Source organism: Achromobacter sp. EB05 (assembly GCF_044232075.1).
GTDB classification, from domain to species: domain Bacteria; phylum Pseudomonadota; class Gammaproteobacteria; order Burkholderiales; family Burkholderiaceae_B; genus Achromobacter; species Achromobacter dolens.
This window is the reverse complement of sequence record NZ_CP155917.1, coordinates 1,361,588-1,384,676: the sequence shown is the minus strand read 5'-3', so window position 1 is coordinate 1,384,676 and position 23,089 is coordinate 1,361,588. Positions and strand designations below refer to the sequence as shown.

The following is a 23,089-nucleotide window of genomic DNA, read 5'->3' as shown; positions in this document are numbered from 1 at the left end:
TGCGCGACATCGCGGGCCTATGACTGCCGGGCCGCCAATTTCAGGTCCTGCCAGGCCCGCGCCTTCTCGGCCGGGCTGCGCAGCAGGTAGGCCGGGTGATAGCTCACCACCACCGGAATCTCGCGCCCCTCGTCCGTTTTCATCTGGTGCACGCGACCGCGCAGGCTGCCGATGGTGGCGTCCGTGCCCAGCAGCGTCTGGGCGGCAAAGCGGCCCAGCACCAGGATGCGTTCGGGCTTGAGCAGCGCGATCTGGCGCATCAGGTAGGGACTGCAGGCGGCGATTTCCTCGGGCTTGGGATTGCGGTTGCCCGGCGGACGGCACTTGATCACATTGGCGATGAAGACGTCGCGCTCGCGGCTCATGCCGACGGCGGACAGCATGGCATCCAGCAATTGTCCGGAGCGGCCAACGAAGGGCTGGCCCTGCCGATCTTCCTGCTCGCCCGGCGCCTCGCCCACCACCAGCCAACGCGTGGGCTGGCCGCCGTGGCCGAACACCGCGTGGCGCCGGCCGCCGCACAGGCCACAGGCGGTGCAGGCCAGCACCTGCTCGCGCAATTCATCCAGGTTGGCATTCTTAACCGCTTCGGCGACCGGAATGACCACCGGCGCGGCCTCTTCGACCGCCGCCTTGGGGACCGGCTTCGGCGGCGGACCATTGCGCAGGCCCGGTCCCGGGCCGGCTGGCCGGGCGGCGGGCGCCTGGGCCTGCGCCACTGCCGCCTGGGCCTGCGCCACTGCCGGCGGCGGCGCGGCAACGTCGCGCGCCGGCGCGGGCGCCGCAGCCCGGCCGGCCTGTTCGACCGCCGGGGAATCTTTTTTGGAAACAACGACCTGCGGCGCGGGCGCGGCCACCGGCTGCGGCGTCGGCCGCAACCACAGGCGCTCCATGCCCAGCTCGCGCAGCCACAGGCGCTGCAGCGGATTGACGCGGGGCGCGGACGAGGCCGGCACGGTATTGGGCGCCGTCACGCCGACGCTCCCGCGGACGCCGCGGAGACAGGCGCATCCACGCGCTTCTGCATCACCAGCGCATCCTCGCGTCCGCCCTTCTCGGCCGGGTAATAACCGCGTCGCAGACCGATCTGCAGGTAGCCGCGAGCCTTGTAGAACTCGACGGCCGACACATTGGAGGGACGCACTTCCAGCAGCACGCCTTCAAGGCCGCGCTCGCGCGCCTGCTGCTCGCACCAGTCGAGCAACACGCTGCCCAGCCCCTGCCGATGCAGGTCTCGGGCCACGGCGATCACCAGCAGATGGGCCACGTCGGGGGCGAACATCAGGATGCAGAAACCCGCCACCCGGCCCGCGCGCCGCAGCGTCCACGCGCCATAGCCGGCGGCCAGCGCGTCGGTGAAATTGCCGCGGGTCCAGGGGAAGGCCTGGACGTTGGCCTCCAGAGCCACGACCTCGTCCAGATCCGCGTCGGTCAGCGGTTGCGGGCAGGCCGGCGCCAGCGTCGACTGCGCCTTGGGATTGCCGCCCTCGCCGCGCAGGCGTTCGGCCGTGGTGAAGGCAACCTTGTCGCGCACGTACAGCGGCGCGGCCAGCTCCGGGGGCACGGTTTCACCGCGCTGCCAGGCCAGGCGCGCCAGGCGCGCCACGCTGGCGGCCTCGGGCCGCCGCGCCTCGGCGGCGCGGCGCCAGCCGGCGGGAATCGTCATTTCGCCAGCGTAAGCATCCCAGGCGTCGCCCGCCAGCAGCGCCCGCAGCGGCTGCCCGGCGGAGCGCGACCAGGCCGGCAGGTGATGCGCCGTCCAGGGGACCACCTCGGCGGCCGCGATCAGCAGCGGCGCCTGCAGGGTGTCCCAGGCGGGCTCGCCCGTCGGGCTGGCGCCCTGACGGTACACCGCCAGATAGACTTCATTCATGCGGGCGTCCAGCGCCACCACGATGGCGTCGTCCGGCCCGCCGCCTGCCTGCGCGGCCACGGCCTGGTGCGAGACCACCGGCAATACCGGGATGCCCAGGCCCATGGCCATGCCCTGGGCCACGCCGCAGGCCACGCGCAATCCCGTGAAGCCGCCGGGCCCCTGGCCGAACGCCACCGCCTGCAGCGCGGCGGGCGCCAGGCCAGCCTCGGCCAGTAGCTCGTTGGCCATCGGCAGGAGGCGTTCCGCATGCTCCTGGGAGCCCTCGTGTTCGCGGACGGCAACCTCCAGCCGCCCGTGGGAGACGCGCAAAAGGGCCACGCCGCAACGCGACGAAGAGGTTTCAAGAGCCAGCAGGTTTAGTTCCATAGATGCAGATTGTACGAAATACCGGGGCATTCACCCCGTATGTAAGGGGGATTTCAACCATGGTTCGCAATGTGTAATATCTTGTGAACGCCCACTAGCCGCTGGTTCTTGTCACTGTTACATTTCCGGCCATGAACACGCAAAACACCACCCCCACCCGAAAAATCCTCGTCGTTGACGATGATCCGCGCTTGCGCGATTTGCTGCGTCGGTATCTGTCCGAGCAGGGATTCAACGTTTTCGTTGCCGAAGACGCCAAAGAGATGGGCAAACTCTGGCAACGCGAGCACTTCGACCTGCTCGTGCTGGATCTGATGCTGCCCGGCGAAGATGGCCTGTCCATCTGCCGCCGGCTGCGCGGTGGCCACGACAATACCCCCATCATCATGCTGACGGCCAAGGCGGAAGAAATCGACCGCATCGTCGGCCTCGAGATGGGCGCGGATGATTACCTGTCCAAACCGTTCAACCCCCGGGAGCTGCTGGCCCGGATCAACGCGATCCTGCGCCGCCGCGGCACCGAGGAACATCCCGGCGCCCCCAGCCAGGAAAACGAATCCATCGCTTTCGGCCCCTACGTGCTGAACCTGTCGACCCGCACGCTCACGCGCAACGGCGAACAGGTGCCCATCACCACTGGCGAATTCTCGGTGCTCAAGGTGTTTGCCCGCCACCCGAAGATTCCGCTGTCGCGCGACAAGCTCATGGAACTGGCCCGCGGCCGCGAATACGAAGCCTTCGACCGCAGCCTCGACGTGCAGATCTCGCGCCTGCGCAAGCTGATCGAGCCGAATCCGTCCAAGCCCGTATTCATCCAGACCGTCTGGGGTCTCGGATACGTGTTTGTGCCGGACGGTGGTAGTTGATCGACACGCCCGCCCCGGGCAGGAGCGCAGCCTCGTGCCCCGCTTGCGCAGAACCTTCAGGAACCTGACTTCACGTTTGCGGCTTGGCTTGTTCGGCCGCACGTTCCTGCTGCTGGCCGCGCTCATGCTGGTCAGCCTGGGGGCGTGGCTACAAGTCTTCTTCAGCATGGAGCTGGGGCCGCGCGCCAATCAGATGGCGCAGCGGGTGATCACGGCCGTCAATATCACGCGCACCGCGCTGATCTATTCCCATAACGGCGAACGCAGCAAGCTCCTGCTAGACCTGGCCACCAACGAAGGCATCCAGGTCTATCCGCGCGAGGTCACCGACTTCGCCGAGGCCCTTCCCGACGACGATTACTGGCAGCGCGTGGCGCAGCACATCCGCACGCGCTTCGGCCCGGAAACCCAGATCGCCTGGGGCGTGAACCAGGTGCCGGGCTTCTGGGTCAGCTTCCAGATCGAAAAGGATCTCTACTGGCTGGTATTCGAGCGCGAGCAGATTGGCCTGACCGGCGGCATCGAGTGGCTGGGATGGGGCGCCACGGCGCTACTGCTATCCCTGGTGGGCGCGGCCGTCAGCGTCGGTTTCGTCAACCGGCCCCTGTCGCGACTGGCGCGCGCGGCCCAGGTGTTGTCGCGTGGCGAAACGCCGGCGCCCCTGCCCGAACAGGGCCCGCTCGAGATCCGCGACCTGAACGCCTCGTTCAACCGCATGGCCAAGGACTTGCGACAGGCCGAGGCCGACCGCGAACTGATGCTGGCCGGCATTTCCCATGACCTGCGAACGCCGCTGGCGCGCATGCGCCTGGAAATCGAACTGAGCGGGGTTTCGGAAGACGCGCGCCAGGCCATCGACGAAGACCTCGGCCAGATCGACCACAGCATCGGCCAACTGATGGAATATGCCCGCCCCGCCGGCACCCTGCCGCAACTGGCCACCGATATCTCGGCCGTGCTGGCCGAGCTGTACGAGCGTGAACGCAGTCATACTTCGTCACTGGGTGGCGAGCTCGAGGCCACGCTCGAACCCGGGCTGCGCGCCCGCATCACCGCGCTCGACCTCAAGCGCATCGTCAGCAACCTCATCGAGAACGCGCGCCGCTATGGCCGCTCGAGCGACGGGATGGCCCATCTGGTCATGACATTGCAAGCTGAGGGCGGCATGATCGTGATCGAGGTGTCCGACCGCGGCCCCGGGATCGCCCCCGAAGATGTCGATCGTCTGCTGCGTCCCTTTTCACGCGGCGAGGCCGCCCGCACCGGCGTCAGCGGCGCCGGCCTGGGCCTGGCCATCGTCGAACGCCTGCTCAAGCACGTCGGCGGCGCCCTGCGCATGCTGCCGCGCGAGGGTGGCGGCCTGACCGCCCGCATAGAGCTGCCCAAAGCGAAGTTTAGGAATTATCAATTAGACAACGATAATCCATAGCGTAGAATTTATGGTTTGAGGCACCGCCTTAATTCCACCAACAACTACTGGGAGTAAACATGAAAACTGTTGGCGACAAACTCGAGCCCTTCAAGGTTACCGGCGTCAAGCCCGGCTTCAACCAACACGAAGAAAACGGCGTCTCGGCTTTCGAAGACATCACCGAAAGCTCGTTCCCCGGCAAGTGGAAGGTGATCTACTTCTACCCGAAGGACTTCACGTTCGTGTGCCCGACCGAAATCGTCGGCTTCAACAAGCTGGCCAAGGATTTCGAAGACCGCGACGCCGTCCTGCTGGGTGGCTCGAGCGACAACGAATTCGTCAAGCTGGCCTGGCGCCGTGAGCACCCGGACCTGAACAAGCTGGGTCACTACCAGTTCGGCGACACCACCGGCGCCCTGATCGACCAGTTGGGCGTGCGTGAAAAGGGCGCTGGCGTTGCCCTGCGCGCCACCTTCATCGTCGACCCGGACAACACGATCCAGCACGTTTCGGTGAACAACCTGAACGTCGGCCGTAACCCGGAAGAAGTCCTGCGTCTGCTCGACGGCCTGCAAACCGACGAGCTGTGCCCGTGCAACCGTACGGTTGGCGGCGCCACGCTGTAATTTCCAGCCCGGCCGAGGGACCTGCCCGCAGGTCCTTCGCCGGGCTTTAACTGCGCTAGATTATAGGTAAAAACTATGGAATTTCTGACGACCATTAAGGAACAACTACCGGATTGGGCCAAGGACATCCGCCTGAATCTGGACGCCGTGATCGCCCGCTCGACCCTGGCCCCGGAAGACGCCGTCGGCGCCGCCCTGTCGGCCGCCTACGCTGCGCGCAGCCCGGTGCTGGTCGAAGCCTTCAAGAGCGGCCTGTCGGAAGCTGACGCCAATGCCGCGCTGACCGCGTCGGCGCTCATGGGCATGAACAACACCTGGTACCCGTACGTCGAGATGACCGGCGACGCGCAGCTCAAGAGCCTGCCGGCGCAACTGCGCATGAATGCCTACGCCACCCACGGCGGCGTCGAGAAGAAGCGCTTCGAGCTGTTCGCGCTGGTGGCCTCCATCATCGGGAAGTGCCACTTCTGCGTCGCTTCGCACTACGAGAACCTGAAGAAGGACGGCCTGTCGACGGAACAACTGCGCGACGCCGGCCGCATCGCCTCCGTGGTCAACGCCGCCGCCCTGGCGCTGGCCGCCCAGGGCAAGTAAGCCTGGCGCGCCTTCGCGCGAAACAATGAAAAAGCCCGCCTGTGCGAACAGGCGGGCTTTTTCATTTACCGGACGGCCGTTGCGCCGCCCCGCGAAGCGTCTTACTGCCCCTGCGACTTCACGGCGGTCGTCGGCAGGCCGTTGGCAACCCAGGCCTCCATGCCGCCTCGGTACCAGTAGACAGGCCAGCCCATCATGCCGGCGCGCAGCGCGGCGTTATAGGAAGAGCGATCATTCATGCCGGCGCCCATGATGATCAGGGGCACGTTGTGCTCTTTCTCGGTGCCGGTCTTCTTGTGCAGCCAGCCATCGAAGGCTTCCTGCATCTGGTCCGTAATGGCGCCATCCGAACCCGCGTCGCTCAGGGGGAACGCGCCGGGGATGGTCTCGCGCAGGCCGCTGGTATCGATCACCAGGAAGTTCTTGTTCTTTTCATCGGTCAGCAGGGCCACCACGTCCTTGGTGGTGATCACCTTGGCGCGCGGATGGGTGTTGGGCGTCGGGCCCTTGTAGGGCGCCGAGAACAGCAGCGTCGTCGGCGGCACGCCGCTGTCCTGCAGTTCGTCGAAGCCGCCGTTGCCGGGCGCGCGCTGCGGCTGGCCGGCGGGCGGCTGCTGGCGCGGCGGTTGCGGCGCCTGCTGCGGAGACCGCTGCGGCGCCGCCCCGCCCTGCTTGGGCTCGCCGCCGACCGTGCCCATCTCGATGTCGGAGATCATCACCGCGATGTTCTCGATCAGCTCGTAGCACATGGTGATCGAGCCTTCGCGCGGGCTGTACCAGGCGTTGAGCTTGCCGCAGTCCTTGAAGACCACGTTGACCGGCCGCGGCAGGACGTAGGTCTGGCCCAGCAGCTTGATGTCTTTAGAGATGGCTTCGGACAGGTTGTTGGCGAACAGGTTGCCGATGCGGCGCGACGACGGCTCGAAGGTCACGTTCACCGGCGCGCCGGGCGCGTTCGCCGGCTGCTGGCCGTCGGGCGACCAGGTGCCGACGCGGGTATGCGGCGCCAGGATGCGGCGCCAGGCGCGGTTCTGCTTGGTGAACTCGTCGGCGCAACGCGACTTGGTGCGGTCTTCGAAGCCAACCTGCTCGACCAGCGATTCGAACACGCCCGGGTTGCCGCCGTACATGATGCACAGCATGTTGCGGAAGCGCTTGAGGTCGCCGGTATGCTCGTCCTGCCAGGGAGAATTGCCGGCGCCCTGGGCCTCGGCCACCTTGCCGCTGTAGTACCACTGCAGCGCGGCGTACTTGGCCGCGCCCTGGGCCATGGCGTTGGTGTCCTTGTCGCTGGACGGGTACATGGTGGGTTCGACGATCTGCAGCGCCGAATAGATATCGACCGCGTCTTCCTCGGCGCCGGTCGAAGGCAGCTCCAGTTCACCGATCAAGGCGTGGCCGAACTCATGCATGAAAATACTGCGCATGATGCCGATGTACACCGCCACGATGCGCAGCGAGTCGCCGCCAAAGCGCGGATACGGACCCGAGCCCGGCAGGCCGCTGCTGGCGCCGGAATCCGGCGAGGCCTGGGGCGCGCGCGCCGGCTGCTGACGCGGTTGCGCGCCACCGCCCTGGCCGGTGTTGGCAGCGACGTTGGTGGCGATGGCGAAGTCCGCGATCCCGAAGGTGCCGACGTCATAGGCCATGATGCCGACTTCGGAGCCCAGCGCGGGCTCGTTCTCGATATCGCCGATCTTCTGGCCATTGACGATGAAGCGCGCCGCGCCCGGCACTTCGACGACCTTGATCCGGTCGGAGCCGTCCAGCTTGGCCACGTTGGGCACATTGGCGATATCGCGACGCTTGTCGCCGTTCAGACAGAACAGGATGGTCTGCTTGGCCGCCGTGAGCTCGAGCAGGCACAGGGCCTTGCGCGGGCGGTTGTTCAACACGACGCCGATCGAGGCTTTGGGGTTGGTCGAGTTCAGGACCACATTGACGTCGGTGACGCGGCCGCTTTCCGGCGCCTCGCCCACGTTGAGATAGAGCGTCTGTTCGCTGCCGGCCGCCGCCCGGTTGCGCAAGGTGAACCAGCCATCCTCGACACCCGCGGTCCAGCCCTGCAGCATCTGGGATCGGACAGCCCCGGAAAGCGGGCCGAGCTGCTGCTCGAATTCTGCATGTGCAGGCGAACCAAAGGCGACGAGGGCCAGAAACAAGGCAGCGCCACGTACATGCATTTCCAGTGTCCCTATTATTCAGACGTTGAGTAGCGGCAGCGTATTCCAGTTCAAATGCACCCGCAAGACGAAAGCACGGCCTGTTCCGGGCGCTGGCGGCCGAAACCAAGGGCAATCCTGGCCGAACCGCAGCAGGGGCGCGGCTCACGGCCTCTTTTGCGTTTTGTTAATTTATTATGGACATGTATCCGCGCGGCTATCCGTGCGAATAAAACAACGCATGCGCGCAAAAAAATGGCGCGGAGATATCCGCGCCATTCGTTCAAGCATCGGTCAGCCAGGCGCCTTTCAGGCCCGCGCCAGCAGCGCCACCACCGTCGCCGCGATGCCTTCCTTGCGGCCCAGGTAGCCCAGGCCTTCGTTGGTCTTGGCCTTGATGTTGACCTCGCTTTCGGCCAGGCCGGTGTCGGCCGCGATGTTCCTGGCCATGGCCGGCGCATGCGGGCCGATCTTCGGCGCCTGCGCGTGCAGGGTGGCGTCGATGTTCACCGGCGTCCAGCCGGCCTGCCGTACCCGCGCCATGGCCTCGCGCAGCAGCACGCGGCTGTCCGCGCCCTTGAAGGCCGGGTCGGTATCGGGAAAATGGCGGCCGATATCGCCAAGGCCCGCGGCGCCGAGCAAGGCGTCGGTGATCGCATGCAGCAGCACGTCGGCATCGGAATGGCCCAGCAGGCCGTGGCTGTGGGGAATGGTCACGCCGCCGATGATCAGCGGCCGGCCCTCGACCAGCGCATGCACGTCGAAACCCTGTCCGACGCGAAAAGGAATACTCATAGCCATTTTTCCATCAGTTCGAAATCGTCCGGCCAGGTCACCTTGAAATTGCGCATCGCGCCGGGCACCAGCAGCGGCGCGTAGCCCGCGGCCTCGATGGCCGAGGCCTCGTCGGTCACCGCCACGCCATTGACCGCGGCAGCCGTCAGCGCATCGCGCAGCGCGCCGGCGCGGAACATCTGCGGCGTCTGGGCCAGCCACAGGCCGTTGCGGTCGAGCGTGCGCTCGACGCGCTCGTGGCCGGCCTTGACGGTGTCGGCCACCGGCAGCGCCAGCAGGCCGCCGACCGGGTCCGCCAGGCAGGCGTCGATCAGGCGCGCCAGCGCCGCGGCCGGCAGGCCAGGGCGGGCCGCGTCGTGCACCAGCACCCAGGTCGCGTCGGAAACCCCGCTTTCAGCGAGCGCCCCCGCCACGGTATCGGCGCGAGTGGCGCCGCCGCAGGCACGCCAGACGGTGCGCGGCAGGCCGGCCAGGGCCTGGTCGACCCAGCCGTCGCCAGGCGTCACCGCCACCCGCACCTGCGACACGCGGTCGTCGGCGAGCAACGCGGCCACCGCGTGGCGCAGCATGGGCTGTCCGGCCAACGGACGGTATTGTTTCGGCACGCTCTCAGCGCCGGGGCGGCTGGCGCGGGCGCCGACGCCGGCGGCGGGAACGATTGCGATGATTGAGTCAGACATGGTTCGGTGATTTTATAATCTTCCGCTTGATGCCTGCTCCCAGCCTGATGCCCGCTCCCACCTCCTCCGCCACGGCAGCGCCGCCCGTTCCCGCGACCGCCCCCACTCTCGCCGCGCTCAAGCCCGGCACGCGTTATGCGCAACCGCGCCCGCCCGGCTCGGGCGACGCCTGGCTGCTGGCCGACCTGGCGCGGCAGGCCGCGGCGCCGCTGGTGGTGCTGACCGCCGAGCCGCTGGAAGCGCAGCGCCTGGCCGAGGAAATCGCGCTGTTCGCGCCCGGCCTGCGCGTGCGCCAGCTACCCGACTGGGAAACGCTGCCGTACGACGCATTTTCGCCGCACCAGGACCTGATCTCCGAGCGCCTGCACACCCTGCACTCGCTGATGATGAAGACGGTGGACGTGCTGACGGTGCCGGTCACCACCGCGCTGTACCGGCTGGCGCCGCCGTCGTTCCTGGCAGCCTACACCTTTTCCTTCAAGCAGAAGGACAGGCTCAACGAGGCGGCGCTGCGCGCGCAACTGACGCTGGCCAACTACAACCACGTCACCCAGGTCACCGCGCCCGGCGAGTTCTGTCTGCGTGGCGGCCTGATCGACCTGTTCCCGATGGGATCGGCGCTGCCCTACCGCCTGGACCTGTTCGACGACGAGATCGAGACCATCCGCAGCTTCGACGTCGACACCCAGCGCAGCCTGTATCCGGTGCGCGAGGTACAGCTACTGCCGGGCCGCGAATTCCCCATGGACGAGGATTCGCGCAACCGCTTCCGCGCGCGGTTCCGCGAAGTGTTCGAAGGCGACCCGTCGCGCGCCCTGCCCTACAAGGACATCGGCAACGGCATCCCCTTCGCCGGGGTCGAGTACTACCTGCCGCTGTTCTTCGACGAGACCGCGACGCTGTTCGACTACCTGGCCGACAACGCCATCACCGTCACCGTCGGCGACATCGACGACGCCATGATGCGCTTTCACCAGGACACCGGCAGCCGCTACGGCTTCCTGAAAAGCGACCGCGAGCGCCCGGTGCTGCCGCCGTCGGCGCTGTTCCTGGACGAGCAGACGCTGTACGCCCGCCTGAAGGATTTCCGCCGCCTGGCGCTGGCCGCCGGCCAGCCCCATCCCGACTTCCGCGCCGCGCCAGACGTGAGCGTGGCGCGCCGCGCCGAAGACCCGATCGCCAAGTTGCGCACGCACGTCGGCAAGCCGCAAGGCCGTGTGCTGCTGTGCGCCGACTCGGCCGGCCGCCGCGAAACGCTGGTGCAGATGCTCAACGAGTTCGGCGTCACCCCCGACGCGCAGCCCGACAGCATCGAAGCCTTCCTGGCTTCCGACGCCCATTTCGGCATCGTCGCCGCGCCGCTGGCCACCGGCTTCGAGCTGCCGCAGGCCAATCTGGCCTTCCTGACCGAGAACGACCTCTATCCGGGACTGGCCAGCACCGGCCGGCGCGGCAAACGCGACCAGGAACGCGCCAGCAACGTCGAAGCGATGGTGCGCGACCTGTCCGAACTGCGCGCCGGCGACCCCGTGGTGCACGCCCAGCACGGCATCGGCCGCTACCACGGCCTGGTCAACATGGACATGGGCGAAGGCGAGATGGAGTTCCTGCATCTCGAATACGCCAACGGCAGCACGCTGTATGTGCCGGTGTCGCAGTTGCACGTGATCGCCCGCTACAGCGGCGCCGATCCGGAAGCCGCGCCGCTGCACCAGCTCGGCTCGGGCCAGTGGGACAAGGCGCGCCGCAAGGCCGCCAAGCAGGTGCGCGACACCGCCGCCGAACTGCTGGCGCTGTATGCCCAGCGCGCCGCGCGCGAGGGCTTCGCCTTCAACCTGCCGCTCAATGACTACCAGGCCTTCGCCGAGGGCTTCGGTTTCGAGGAGACCGCCGACCAGGCCGCCGCCATCGAGGCCGTGATCGCCGACATGACCTCGGGCCGGCCGATGGACCGCCTGGTGTGCGGCGACGTCGGCTTCGGCAAGACCGAGGTGGCGCTGCGCGCCGCGTTCCTGGCCGTGGCCAACGGCAAGCAGGTCGCCCTGCTTTGCCCCACCACGCTGCTGGCCGAACAGCACGCGCAGACCTTCTCCGACCGCTTCGCCGACTGGCCGGTGCGCGTGGTGGAGCTGTCGCGTTTCCGCTCGGCCAAGGAAGTGTCGGCGGCCATCGAAGGCATCAACGACGGCCGCGTCGACATCGTCATCGGCACCCACAAGATCCTGTCCAAGGACGTGAAGTTCAAGCGCCTCGGGCTGGTCATCATCGACGAAGAACACCGCTTCGGCGTGCGCCAGAAGGAAGCGCTCAAGGCGCTGCGCGCCGAGGTCGACGTGCTGACCCTGACCGCCACGCCGATCCCGCGCACGCTCGGCATGTCGCTCGAGGGCATCCGCGACTTCTCGGTCATCGCCACCGCGCCGCAGAAGCGCCTGGCGATCAAGACCTTCGTGCGGCGCGAGGACGGCAGCACGCTGCGCGAGGCGCTGCTGCGCGAGCTCAAGCGCGGCGGCCAGTGCTACTTCCTGCACAACGAGGTCGAGACCATCCACAACCGCCGCGCCCGCCTCGAAGAGCTGGTACCCGAGGCCCGCATCGCGGTGGCCCATGGCCAGATGCCCGAACGCGACCTGGAACAGGTGATGAAGGGTTTCTACCAGCAGCGCTACAACGTGCTGCTGTGCACCACCATCATCGAGACCGGCATCGACGTGCCCAGCGCCAACACTATCGTGATCCACCGCGCCGACCGCTTCGGCCTGGCGCAGTTGCATCAGTTGCGCGGCCGCGTCGGCCGCTCGCACCACCAGGCCTACGCCTACCTGCTGACACCGGGCGAGGACGCCATCACCAGCAACGCCAAGAAGCGGCTGGAGGCGATCCAGGCCATGGAGGAACTGGGTTCGGGCTTCTACCTGGCCATGCACGACCTGGAGATCCGCGGCACCGGCGAAGTGCTGGGCGATTCGCAGTCGGGCAACATCCAGGAAGTGGGCTTCTCGATGTACAACGAAATGCTCAACGAAGCGGTGCGCGCCCTGCGCGCCGGCGAAGAGCCGGACCTGGACGCGCCCTTCAACCTGGCCTGCGAGGTCAACCTGCACGCGCCGGCGCTGCTGCCGTCCGACTACTGCGCCGACGTGCACGCGCGCCTGAGCGTCTACAAGCGCCTGGCCCACGCCGCCGACGAGGACGACCTGATCCAGATCCAGGAAGAACTGATCGACCGCTTCGGCAAGCTGCCCGAGGCGGCGCAGACGCTGCTGACCACGCACCGCCTGCGCCTGGCCGCGCAACCGCTGGGCATCGTCAAGATCGACGCCAGCGAAACCCAGGCGCTGCTGCAGTTCGGCCCCAAGACCAGCGTCGATCCGGCGAAAATCATCGAGCTGGTGCAGCGGCAACGCCACATCAAACTCGCCGGACAGGATAAATTGCGGGTTGAGATCAAGGCCGCGCAGATCCCGGCCCGCGCCGACGCCGTGCGCGCCGTGCTGCGCGCCTTGAAGTAACCCGCCCCGACCTTCGCATTTTTATGACTATCCATCACCTCGTCGTCCAATCCCCCGGCCTGACGGTCGAACACGCCGAACAGCTCGCCGCGCTGGCGCAGGCGCAAGGCGTGGCCCGCATCAGCGCCACGGCCGCTCGCCTGCTCGACGTGCAGCACGACGACGCCACCCGCGCCGACGTGGTGGCGTGGGCCGAGCGCCATGGCATCGACACCGCCTTCGTGCCGGCCGGCCTGAAGCTGTCGCACTGCAAGGTGCTGGCGATGGACATGGACTCGACGCTCATCAACATCGAGTGCATCGACGAGATCGCCGGCGTGGCCGGCGTCAAGGACAAGGTTTCGGAGATCACCGAGGCCGCGATGCGCGGTGAGATCAAGGACTTCGCCGAAAGCCTGCGGCGCCGCGTCGCGCTGCTCAAGAATGTGCCGGCCGAGGCCCTGGAACAGGTCTACACCGAGAAACTGCGCCTGAACCCGGGCGCCGAGCGGCTGATCACCACCGCCCAGGCGGCGGGCATCAAGGTGCTGCTGGTGTCGGGCGGCTTCACCTTCTTCACCGACCGCCTGCGCGAGCGCCTGCGGCTGGACAGCGCGCACGCCAACACGCTCGAGATCGACAACGGCGTGCTGACCGGCCGCGTGCTGGGTGACATCCTGGACGCCGACGCCAAGGCCGTCTACCTGCGCGAGTTCGCCCGCACCCACGGCGCCACCAAGGAGCAGATCATCGCCATGGGCGACGGCGCCAACGACCTGAAGATGCTGGGCGCCGCGGGCTTTCCGGTGGCGTACCACGCCAAGCCGCTGGTGCGGCAGCAGACGCGCTACGCGCTGAACGTCTCGGGCCTGGACGGCGTGCTGAACTGGTTCGAAAGCTGATCGCGGCGCGCCCAGCGGAAAGCCACCGAAGGATGGCTTTCCTGACTGGCGGCAGCGGTCAATAACGCAAACTTACCGACAGCAGCGCCGCCCGCCCCGTGCCGAGCGCGGCATGGTTGCTTGGGCGGGCGCGTGTGTAGAACGTCCGGTCAAACACGTTCAACACATTGAGTTGCGCCGATACATTGGGACTGAATTTGTACTTGGCCATCGCATCGAAACGCCAGTACGACGGCACCCAGCGCGCCTTGGGCGCTCCCGTCGCGTCGACGCTCGCATCCGCCTTGCCGTAGACCTTGTCGACATAGTAGGCGCCACCGCCCAGCGTCAATTCGGGCAGCACCTTGTAGGAGGTCCAAAGGCTGAATGCGTTGCGCGGCGTGTTCGGCAGGTCGCGGCCTTCCGCGCCGACGTCCTTGCGTCCGCCGCGGATCAGCTTGCTGTCCAGGAAGGTATAGCCGCCATAGACGTTCCACGCCGGCGTGATGGCGCCCGAGAAGCCCAGCTCGAATCCGCGCACGCGGGTCCGGCCCGCCTGCTCGTATTCGTTCGGCATCACCTCGATGTTGGTGTTCGTGCGCGTATCCTGGAACACCGCGCCCGACAGCGTCAGGCGCTCGTCCAGCACCTGCCATTTGACGCCCGCCTCGACCGTGCGGCTCTTTTCGGGCGCCGCCGCCTCGTCCGAGCTTTTCCTCAGGATGTCCGACGCGGTGGCTCCCGCCAACGAGGACGGCGTCGAAGACGTGCCGTACGAGGCATAGATCGTGCCCGCGGGCACCGGCTTGTACGCCAGGCCGAATTGATAGTTGAACAGGTTGTCGGCGCGGCGATAGCTCTGCTCTTTCCTGTCATGGCCGTGGGTACGGTAGTTGTCCCAGCGCAGCCCGATGCTGGCCTGCCAGTGTTCGTCGAGCTCGAGGGTATCGAAGCCGTAAAGCGCCAGCGTGTCGGTGGCGTAGGGCGCCGGCCAACTGCGAACCGTGCGGCAGGGATAGGCCACGTTCGGGTCGGGGTCGCGCAGAGAGGTCTGCGTCAGGTCGGCCGGGCACTTGGTGATCCCGTCCGACTTCAGAACCTGATCGTTGTTGTAGGCCATGGTCTGTCTGACGCTGGTGTATTCGAACCCCAGGTCGAAGCCATGCTTGATCGCGCCTGTCAGGAACTCGCCGCTCAGGTCTGTCTGGTTCGCGAATGCCTTGGTGGTGTAGTACCTGCCATAGGCAGGCCGGTTGACGATACCTGCCGGCAGGTTGGCGAGCGTGAGGTCGGGCTGGGTGGCGAGATAGTCGGCGGTTTCGCGGCCATAGCGCACCACGTTGCGCAGCTTGAGCTTGTCGGAGAAATCATGCTGGAAATCGACCGTGGCCATGCCATCGCGCGTCTTCATGAAATCGCGCTTGGCCAGGCCGTAGAAGTTCTTGCGTTTGATCCCCATGGTTTCCGTCACCGGCTGGCCCGTCCGCGGATCGTAGGGGATGGAGTAGTCCGGCATGCTGTCGTTCTGGTAATGGTAGTAGCTCAGCGTGATGCGGGTCGGCGTGCCCATCCCCAGCGTCAGCGACGGCGCCACCCCCCAGCGCGAGAAATTCACCGCCTTGTCGCGACCCGGCACGTCGCCCTTGGTGCCCATGAGGTTCAGGCGGAAGGCCGACTTTTCGCCCAGCCGCCAGTTGCTGTCCAGGGTGCCGCGGTAGTTGCTGTCGGTGCCGATCTGCCCGGTGACCTCGATAGCATCCTTGGCCTTGGGCGCCTTGCTGACCAGATTGATGCTGCCACCGGCGCCGCCACGACCGGCGTAGACCGAATCCGGTCCCTTGATGATCTCGACCTGTTCCAGGTTGAAGGTGTCGCGCGCCTGCATGCTGACGTCGCGCACGCCGTCCAGGAACAGGCTGCTGGCGGCATTCTGGCCACGGATGACGGGCAGGTCGCCGCCCGCGCGCCCGCCCTCGCCCGCGGCGAAGGTGATGCCTGGCGAGTTTTGCAGCACATCCTGCAGCGAGGTCGCGGACTGGTCGGAGATCACCTGCTTGGGCACCACCTGCACCGAGCGCGGCGTATCCAGCAGCGGCGCAGTCATCTTGGGCGACTGGACACTGTCCGGTTGATAAGGCGAGGCGTCCTCTCCCTCCACCTGCACCGGAGCCAGCAAGGGAGCGCTCGATTGCGCCATCGCATGGGGACTGACGAACAGCGCGGGCACCGCGATCGCGGCGGCCAGCGACCCGGCCAGTGAATTCAGCGCGTATGAGTCTTCGAGTTTCAAGATCAAGCTCTCCCGGAGGTGAATGACAACCATTCCTGTTTAAGACAGGTTGCGATTCTGGATGGGAAAGTTGATTGAGTTCGATCCTGCAGGGGAAATCGGACGCGCTAACGCGAGGATGCCGCGACTTGATGGCAATTCGCCACAGAATCGGCAATCAGCGGCAACACCGCATCCAAGCAAAACGCCCCTTGTGAACTGACCCCCGAAAGTTGGATATTGATCCGACCTTCGGGGGTTTTTACATGGCGAAGTATGAAGAGCAATTCAAGATCAAAGTGGTGCAGGCGTACCTGCAAGGCACGGACGGCTTCAAATCGGTGGCGCGCCGATACGAAGTGCCGCACTCAATGGTGCGGCGCTGGGTCGGGAGTTTTCGAGCGCATGGCGTTAACGGGTTGCGCAGGCAATCTGGCTCGTACAGCGCGGCCTTCAAACAATCGGTGCTGATCAAGATCCGGCGCGAAGGTCTGTCGGACACGCAGGCAGCGGTGTTGCTGGGGATTCGTCATACAGGGCACATTACGAAATGGCGCGCCCAGTATGATGCTGGGGGTATAGAGGCGCTGGCGCGCAAGCGCCGAGGAGCAAGCATGCCGCATAAGTACCCCCAGAGCCGGTGTCCAAGGACATGACCAAGGAAGAACTCGAGCAAGAGCTGGCCTATCTGCGCGCGGAGAACGATTACCTAAAAAAAATGAAGGCCTTGATCGAAGCGGAGAAGACCCGGGCGCTGGTTGGAAAGCGCAAGTGGTCCAAGGATTAAGGCCCAAGCATCCGCTGGCACTACTGCTACGCGTCGCCAAGCTGTCGCGCAGCACGTTTTATTACCACCTGAAGTCGTTCGGAGCCGTGGACCCGTACGCCGAGCTCAAGCAGCGCATCAGCGCGGTCTACGCCCGTCACAAGGGCCGCTACGGCTACCGCCGGATTACGGCGGTCTTGCGCCAGGCCGGTGAGCTAGTGAACCACAAGACCGTGCAGAAGCTGATGCAGGCGCTAGGCTTGAAGTCGCTGGTGCGCGCCAAGAAGTACCGGTCCTACCGAGGCCAATCACACCACGTGGCGGCCAACGTGTTGGCGCGCGACTTCGAGGCGGCGCGTCCGAACCAAAAGTGGGTCACCGATGTGACCGAGTTCAACGTACGAGGCGAGAAGCTGTACCTGTCGCCGGTGATGGACCTATACAACGGCGAGATCGTGGCCTACGAGACCAGCCGCCGGCCGGTGTTCAAGCTCGTGGGCAGCATGCTGAAGAAGGCGCTGGCGCGGCTGCTGCCGACGGAGCGTCCAGTGCTGCACTCCGATCAGGGCTGGCAGTACCAGCAGCAGAACTACAGGCGGATGCTGGCAGATAGATCGGTGACGCAAAGCATGTCACGCAAGGGAAACTGCCTGGACAATGCCGCTATGGAAAGCTTCTTCGGCACGCTCAAGGCTGAGTTCTTCCACTTGAATCGCTTCGAAAGCATCGAGCAGTTGCAAGCCGGCATTCGACAGTACATCCGTTACTACAATCACGATCGCATCAAGCTCAAGCTAAAAGGCCTGAGCCCGGTGCAATACCGAGCTCAGGCCTTCGGGCTTTAGCTGACTGTCCAACTTCTGGGGGTCAGTTCATTGCGGGGCGTTTTCGGATATTGCGTGGCGCGGCCGGTCAGGTCCGCAGGCGCGGATGCCGCTTGAACAGATAGCGGTACACGAACCCGGGATAGGCCAGCACCAGGTACAGGCTCAAGGTGATGGCGTAGAACTCCCAGGTCTGCGCGAAGCGGTTGCCCAGCGCGGACTCGAACGTGAAGCCCAGGGCGCCCACGATCAGGTAGAACACCAGCACTTCGACCAGGCGCATCCAGAACGGCTTGACGGCTTCGGCCCCGCCCTGCTTCCACGGCAGCACGGCGAACACGCGCTCCGTCAGGAAGGGCAGGTTCGCGCTGACCAGGGCCAGCGCGATCAGGAGCCATACCGCCAGGGTCTGGTTCATGGCCCGCTTCGCTTACAGGCTGAGCGAGCTGCGGATGGCCTGCACGCACAGGGCCATCAGGCCGCCCGGCAACAGGCCCAGCACCAGGATCAGCAGGCCATTGACCGACAGCACGCCGCGCTGGCCGCAGGTGGCCGCCATCGGGGCGGCATCGGCCGCCGGCTCGTCGAAGTACACGACCTTGACCACGCGCAGGTAGTAGAACGCGCCGATCAGCGAGAACACCACCGCGACCACCGCCAGCGTGACGTGGCCGGCGCTGACCAGCGCCTGCAGCACCGCCAGCTTGGCGTAGAAGCCCACCAGCGGCGGGATGCCGGCCAGCGAGAACATCAGCAGCAGCACGATAGCGGCATGCCACGGGCTGCGGCGGTTCAGACCCTTCAGGTCGTCGATGTGCTCGCACTCGAAACCCTGGCGCGACAGCAGCAGCACGATGCCGAAGCTGGCCAGCGTGGTCAGCACGTAGGTCAGCATGTAGAACAGCGACGCGCCGTAGGCGGACGAGGCCAGTTCCGGCTTGCCGACCACCGAGCCCGACATCAGGCCCAGCAGCACGAAGCCCATGTGCGAGATGGTCGAGTAGGCGAGCATGCGCTTGAAGTTGGTCTGCGCGATGGCGGTCAGGTTGCCGATGGCCAGCGACAGCACCGCCAGGATCATCAGCATCGGCTGCCAGTCGGCCGCCAGGCCGTGCAGACCGTCGACCAGCAGGCGCAGCGTGATGGCGAAGGCCGCCAGCTTGGGCGCGCCGCCCAGGATCAGCGTGACCGCGGTCGGCGAACCCTGGTAGACGTCCGGCACCCACATGTGGAACGGCACGGCGCCGAGCTTGAACGCCAGGCCCGAAACCAGGAACACGATGCCGAACACCAGGGCCAGCTTCTCGGCCTTGCCGGCGGCGATGACCTTGGAGACTTCGGCCAGGTCGAGGTGGCCGGTGGCGCCGTAGACCATCGACATGCCGTACAGCAGGAAGCCCGAGGCCAGCGCGCCCAGCACGAAGTACTTCATGGCGGCTTCGGTGGCGACGACGTTGTCGCGACGCAGCGCGATCAACGCGTACAGCGCCAGCGACATCAGTTCCAGGCCCAGGTAGATCGAGATCAGGTTGCCCGACGAGATCATCACCATCTGGCCCAGCAGGGCGAACAGCGTCAGCACGTACAGTTCGCCGCCGCGCATCATGTCGCGCAACTGGGCGTAGACGCGGCCGTAGACCAGCGTGACCGCCACCGCGATGTACGAGGCGATCTTGAGCAGGTGCGACAGCTCGTCGGTGACGTACAGGCCGTTGAAGGTCGAACCCGTGACGCCGTTCTTCCACTGCAGCGCCGACACCACGGTCAGCACGCCCAGCGCCAGCATGGTCAGCAGGAACGTCGGCTTGCGCTCGGGGTGATTGCTGACCGCGTCGACGAGCAGGATAGCCAGGCCGAAAACCAGCAGGAGGATTTCCGGTGTCGCCAGGGCGAAATCGATTTGGGATTGCATCATTGTCTTGTCTTACAGTTTCGAGACGGCAACGTGTTGCAGCAGGGCCTCGACCGACACGTGCATCACGTCGGTGAAGGGCTTGGGATAGATCCCCATGTACAGCACGGCGATCGCCATCACGCCAAGAATCACGAATTCGCGGCGGTTGATATCGGTCAGCTCGCGCACATGATCGTTGGCGACATCGCCCAGGACCACGCGCTTGACCATCCACAGCGAATACGAAGCGCCCAGGATCAGCGCGGTGGCCGCCAGCAGGCCGATCCAGAAGTTGTGCTCGACCGCGCCCATGATCACCATGAACTCGCCGACGAAACCGCTGGTGGCCGGCAGGCCGCTGTTGGCCATCGAGAACAGGATGAAGAACGTGGCGAAGCGCGGCATCACGTTGACCACGCCGCCGTAGTCGGCGATGCGGCGCGAGTGCATGCGGTCATAGAGCACGCCGATACACATGAACATGGCGCCCGAGACGAAGCCGTGGGAGATCATCTGCACGATGGCGCCTTCGACGCCGGCCGTGTTGAAGATGAAGAAACCCAGGGTGACGAAGCCCATGTGGGCGACCGACGAATAGGCCACCAGCTTCTTCATGTCGTCCTGCACGATCGCCACCAGGCCGATGTAGATCACGGCGATCAGCGACAGCGTGATCATCAGGCCGGCCAGGCTGTGCGAGGCGTCGGGCGCGATCGGCAGCGAGAAGCGCAGGAAACCGTAGGCGCCCAGCTTCAGCATGATCGCGGCCAGCACGATGGAGCCGCCCGTGGGCGCCTCGACGTGGGCGTCCGGCAGCCAGGTGTGCACCGGCCACATCGGCACCTTGACGGCGAAGGCCGCCAGCAGCGCCACGAAGATCAGGATCTGCGGGGTGTAGCCCAGCTTGGTCTGCTGCCAGGTCAGGATGTCGAACGAACCGCCCGAGGCGTTCCACAGGTAGACGAAGGCCACCAGCGTCAGCAGCGAGCCCATCAGGGTGTAGAGGAAGAACTTGAAGGCCGCGTACACCCGGTTCGGTCCGCCCCAGACGCCGATGATGATGTACATCGGGATCAGCGTGGCTTCGAAGAACACGTAGAACAGCATGCCGTCCAGCGCGCAGAACACGCCCACCATCAGACCCGACAGGATCAGGAAGGCGGCCATGTACTGCGACACGCGGCTGGTGATGACTTCCCAGCCGGCCAGCACCACGATGATGGTGATGAACGCGGTCAGGAGCACGAACCACAGCGAAATGCCGTCAACGCCCAGGTGGTAGTTGACGTTGAAGGCTTCGATCCAGGAGGTCTTCTCGACGAACTGCATGGCAGCCGTCTTGGAGTCGAACCCGGTGTACAGCGGGATCGTGACGAGGAAGCCGGCGATCGAGCCGATCAGCGACAGGCCGCGCGTCAGGCCGGGACGGTCGTCACGGCCCACCGCCAGCACCAGCAGGCCGAATACGATCGGGACAAAGATCGCAAGCGTAAGCCAGGGGAAAGTGTTGGATGCCATCTCGCTTGCCATCATTGGGGAATCAGCACAAAGAAAGTCACCAGCGCCATGATGCCGATGATCATCGCGAACGCGTAGTGATAGATGAAGCCGGACTGCAGGTGGCGGCTGATCGCCGACACCCAGCCCACCACGCGGGCGCTGCCGTTGATCAGCAGGCCGTCGATGATGCCGCGGTCGCCGGTCTGCCACAGGCCACGGCCCAGGCAGCGCAGGCCGCGGGCGATGATCTGCTCGTTGACCCAGTCGACGTAGTACTTGTTCTCAAGCACCTTGTTCACGCCCGACAGGCTCGACTTGATCGCGGCCGGGACCTTCGGGTTGATCAGGTAGCAGTACCAGGCGATGACCGCGCCGGCCACGACCAGCCAGAACGGCAGGGTCTGGAAGGCGTGCAGGCCGAAGGCGACCCAGCCGTGCCATTCTTCGTGCAGCTCGTGCATGGCCGGATGCTGCGGCAGCACCGTGATCACGCCGTTGAAGAACTTGCCGAACAGCATCGGATCCACCGCCCAGGCGCCGATCAGCACCGACGGGATCGCCAGCAGGATCAGCGGCAGGGTCACGACCCAGGGCGACTCGTGCGGCTTGCCGCCGTGGTGGCCGTGACCATGGTCGTCGTGACCGTGGTCGTCATGGCCGTGCGCGTCGTGGCCGTGGCCATGACCGTGGTCGCTGGTGTCGAAGCGTTCCTTGCCGTGGAAGACCAGGAAGTACACGCGGAACGAGTACAGCGAGGTCACGAACACGCCGATCAGCGTGGCGTAGTAGGCGAAGCTGGCGCCCCAGACGTGCGCGGCGCCGGCGGCCTCGATGATGTGTTCCTTCGAGTAGAAACCCGAGAAGAACGGCGTGCCGACCAGGGCCAGCGTGCCCAAGAGGAAGGTGATCCAGGTGATGGGCATGTACTTGCGCAGGCCGCCCATGTTGCGGATGTCCTGGTCGTGATGCATGCCGATGATGACCGAGCCTGCGCCGAGGAACAGCAGCGCCTTGAAGAACGCGTGCGTCATCAGGTGGAAGATCGCCACCGAGTAGGCCGAGGCGCCCAGCGCGACGGTCATGTAGCCCAACTGCGACAGCGTCGAATACGCCACCACGCGCTTGATGTCGTTCTGGATGATGCCCAGGATGCCCAGGAACAGCGCGCCGATGGCGCCGATCACGATGATGAACGACAGCGCGGTGTCCGACAGCTCGAACAGCGGCGAGAAGCGCGCGACCATGAAGATGCCGGCCGTCACCATGGTGGCGGCGTGGATCAGCGCGGAGATCGGGGTCGGGCCTTCCATCGAGTCGGGCAGCCAGGCGTGCAGGGGCACCTGCGCCGACTTGCCCATGGCGCCGATGAACAGGCAGATGCAGGCCACGGTCAGCAGCATCCAGTCCGAACCGGGCAGCGTCAGCTTGGACAGCTTGTCGGCCTGGGCGAACACTTCACCGTAGTGCATGGTGCCGGCGTAGGCGAACAGCAGGCCGATGCCCAGCACGAAACCGAAGTCGCCGACGCGGTTGATCAGGAACGCCTTCATGTTGGCGAAGATCGCGGTCGGGCGGGTGTACCAGAAACCGATCAGCAGGTACGAGACCAGGCCCACCGCTTCCCAGCCGAAGAACAGCTGCACCATGTTGTTCGACATCACCAGCATCAGCATGGAGAACGTGAACAGCGAGATGTACGAGAAGAAGCGCTGGTAGCCGGGATCGTCGGCCATGTAGCCGATGGTGTAGATGTGCACCATCAGCGACACCGAGGTCACCACGACCATCATCATGGCCGACAGCGGGTCGATCAGGAAGCCGATTTCCAGCTTGGTCTGGCCGATCAGGCTCCAGGTGTAGACCGCGCCGTCAAAGCGCAGGCCGTTGAGCACGTCGCCCAGCACCACCACCGAACCGATGGCGGAGATGAGCACGCCCAGGATGGTGATGACGTGCGAGGCGCGGCGGCCGATCGGACGGCCCAGGAACCCGGTGCCGAAAAGGCCCGCGAGGATTGCTCCGGCCAGCGGCGCCAGCGCGATGAGCAGGTAGAGATTGGGTGAGCTAGACATTTTCTTCCAATACCCC

At 65.9% G+C, this 23,089-nt stretch carries 18 protein-coding genes; 8 read left to right on the top strand and 10 right to left on the bottom strand.

Features of this window, described 5'->3' with window-relative positions:
• Positions 1-17: 17 nt before the first annotated feature.
• Together AAID08_RS06315 and tsaB are read right to left on the bottom strand one after the other, a co-directional pair.
• A complete protein-coding gene (locus tag AAID08_RS06315; RefSeq protein ID WP_395757468.1) occupies positions 18-974 on the bottom strand; it encodes a uracil-DNA glycosylase in 957 nt (318 codons plus the stop codon).
• Positions 971-2,242 (bottom strand): tRNA (adenosine(37)-N6)-threonylcarbamoyltransferase complex dimerization subunit type 1 TsaB, encoded by a 1,272-nt coding sequence (tsaB, locus tag AAID08_RS06310; protein WP_175167572.1) that lies wholly within the window; start codon positions 2,240-2,242, stop codon positions 971-973. Before tsaB ends, AAID08_RS06315 begins: the two co-directional genes overlap by 4 nt.
• A 131-nt stretch (positions 2,243-2,373) precedes the next feature.
• Here tsaB and ompR point away from each other — a divergent pair, with 131 nt between their 5' ends.
• From ompR to AAID08_RS06290, 4 genes are all read left to right on the top strand, one after another.
• Complete coding sequence (gene ompR / locus AAID08_RS06305; protein WP_003813882.1) at positions 2,374-3,108, top strand: two-component system response regulator OmpR; 735 nt, start codon at positions 2,374-2,376, stop codon at positions 3,106-3,108.
• 34 nt (positions 3,109-3,142) lie between these two features.
• Positions 3,143-4,537, top strand: a complete 1,395-nt coding sequence (locus AAID08_RS06300) for an ATP-binding protein (protein WP_054501594.1) — start codon at positions 3,143-3,145, stop codon at positions 4,535-4,537.
• Positions 4,538-4,596: 59 nt separating this feature from the next.
• On the top strand, positions 4,597-5,145 hold the full coding sequence (locus tag AAID08_RS06295; RefSeq protein WP_006389231.1) for a peroxiredoxin: 549 nt from the start codon (positions 4,597-4,599) through the stop codon (positions 5,143-5,145).
• Positions 5,146-5,220: 75 nt separating this feature from the next.
• Positions 5,221-5,739 carry a carboxymuconolactone decarboxylase family protein gene (locus AAID08_RS06290; protein WP_054501595.1) on the top strand — a complete coding sequence of 173 codons (519 nt, stop codon included), beginning with the start codon at positions 5,221-5,223 and terminating at the stop codon, positions 5,737-5,739.
• A 101-nt stretch (positions 5,740-5,840) separates the two neighbouring features.
• Here AAID08_RS06290 and AAID08_RS06285 read toward each other — a convergent pair whose 3' ends face one another.
• From AAID08_RS06285 to ispD, 3 genes are all read right to left on the bottom strand, one after another.
• On the bottom strand, positions 5,841-7,811 hold the full coding sequence (locus tag AAID08_RS06285; RefSeq protein WP_240806391.1) for a DUF4344 domain-containing metallopeptidase: 1,971 nt from the start codon (positions 7,809-7,811) through the stop codon (positions 5,841-5,843).
• A 399-nt stretch (positions 7,812-8,210) separates the two neighbouring features.
• Entirely contained in the window at positions 8,211-8,696 is a 486-nt protein-coding gene (ispF, locus tag AAID08_RS06280) for a 2-C-methyl-D-erythritol 2,4-cyclodiphosphate synthase (protein WP_064525979.1), read from the bottom strand.
• Positions 8,693-9,376, bottom strand: a complete 684-nt coding sequence (ispD, locus tag AAID08_RS06275; protein ID WP_144654948.1) for a 2-C-methyl-D-erythritol 4-phosphate cytidylyltransferase — start codon at positions 9,374-9,376, stop codon at positions 8,693-8,695. Before ispD ends, ispF begins: the two co-directional genes overlap by 4 nt.
• Positions 9,377-9,405: 29 nt before the next feature.
• Between ispD and mfd the strand changes: the two genes are divergently transcribed.
• Both mfd and serB read left to right on the top strand, forming a co-directional pair.
• Complete coding sequence (gene mfd, locus AAID08_RS06270; protein WP_167517608.1) at positions 9,406-12,888, top strand: transcription-repair coupling factor; 3,483 nt, start codon at positions 9,406-9,408, stop codon at positions 12,886-12,888.
• Between the two features lie 23 nt (positions 12,889-12,911).
• A complete protein-coding gene (gene serB, locus AAID08_RS06265) occupies positions 12,912-13,769 on the top strand; it encodes a phosphoserine phosphatase SerB (protein WP_395757467.1) in 858 nt (285 codons plus the stop codon).
• A 58-nt stretch (positions 13,770-13,827) separates the two neighbouring features.
• Here the strand turns inward: serB and AAID08_RS06260 are convergent, their stop codons facing one another.
• Positions 13,828-16,071, bottom strand: a complete 2,244-nt coding sequence (locus tag AAID08_RS06260; protein WP_144654946.1) for a TonB-dependent siderophore receptor — start codon at positions 16,069-16,071, stop codon at positions 13,828-13,830.
• A 179-nt stretch (positions 16,072-16,250) separates the two neighbouring features.
• Between AAID08_RS06260 and AAID08_RS06255 the strand changes: the two genes are divergently transcribed.
• The gene (locus AAID08_RS06255) at positions 16,251-16,673 is read left to right on the top strand and encodes a helix-turn-helix domain-containing protein (RefSeq protein WP_395757418.1); all 423 of its coding nucleotides are present in this window, start codon (positions 16,251-16,253) and stop codon (positions 16,671-16,673) included.
• Complete coding sequence (locus tag AAID08_RS06250; protein WP_395757799.1) at positions 16,639-17,628, top strand: IS3 family transposase; 990 nt, start codon at positions 16,639-16,641, stop codon at positions 17,626-17,628. The genes AAID08_RS06255 and AAID08_RS06250 overlap by 35 nt, the downstream gene beginning before the upstream one ends.
• 67 nt (positions 17,629-17,695) lie before the next feature.
• On the opposite strand, the gene AAID08_RS06245 is transcribed toward AAID08_RS06250, so the two are convergent.
• The 4 genes from AAID08_RS06245 to nuoL are packed head-to-tail and all read right to left on the bottom strand — an operon-like array spanning position 17,696 to position 23,073.
• A complete protein-coding gene (locus tag AAID08_RS06245; RefSeq protein WP_049072056.1) occupies positions 17,696-18,025 on the bottom strand; it encodes a DUF2818 family protein in 330 nt (109 codons plus the stop codon).
• Between the two features lie 12 nt (positions 18,026-18,037).
• Complete coding sequence (nuoN, locus tag AAID08_RS06240; RefSeq protein WP_049072054.1) at positions 18,038-19,522, bottom strand: NADH-quinone oxidoreductase subunit NuoN; 1,485 nt, start codon at positions 19,520-19,522, stop codon at positions 18,038-18,040.
• Between the two features lie 9 nt (positions 19,523-19,531).
• Positions 19,532-21,034: an NADH-quinone oxidoreductase subunit M gene (locus AAID08_RS06235; RefSeq protein WP_020924741.1), complete on the bottom strand. Its 1,503-nt coding sequence runs from the start codon at positions 21,032-21,034 to the stop codon at positions 19,532-19,534.
• Positions 21,031-23,073, bottom strand: coding sequence for an NADH-quinone oxidoreductase subunit L (gene nuoL / locus AAID08_RS06230; protein ID WP_049072048.1), 2,043 nt, complete (start codon positions 23,071-23,073; stop codon positions 21,031-21,033). The genes AAID08_RS06235 and nuoL overlap by 4 nt, the downstream gene beginning before the upstream one ends.
• Between the last annotated feature and the right edge of the window lie 16 nt (positions 23,074-23,089).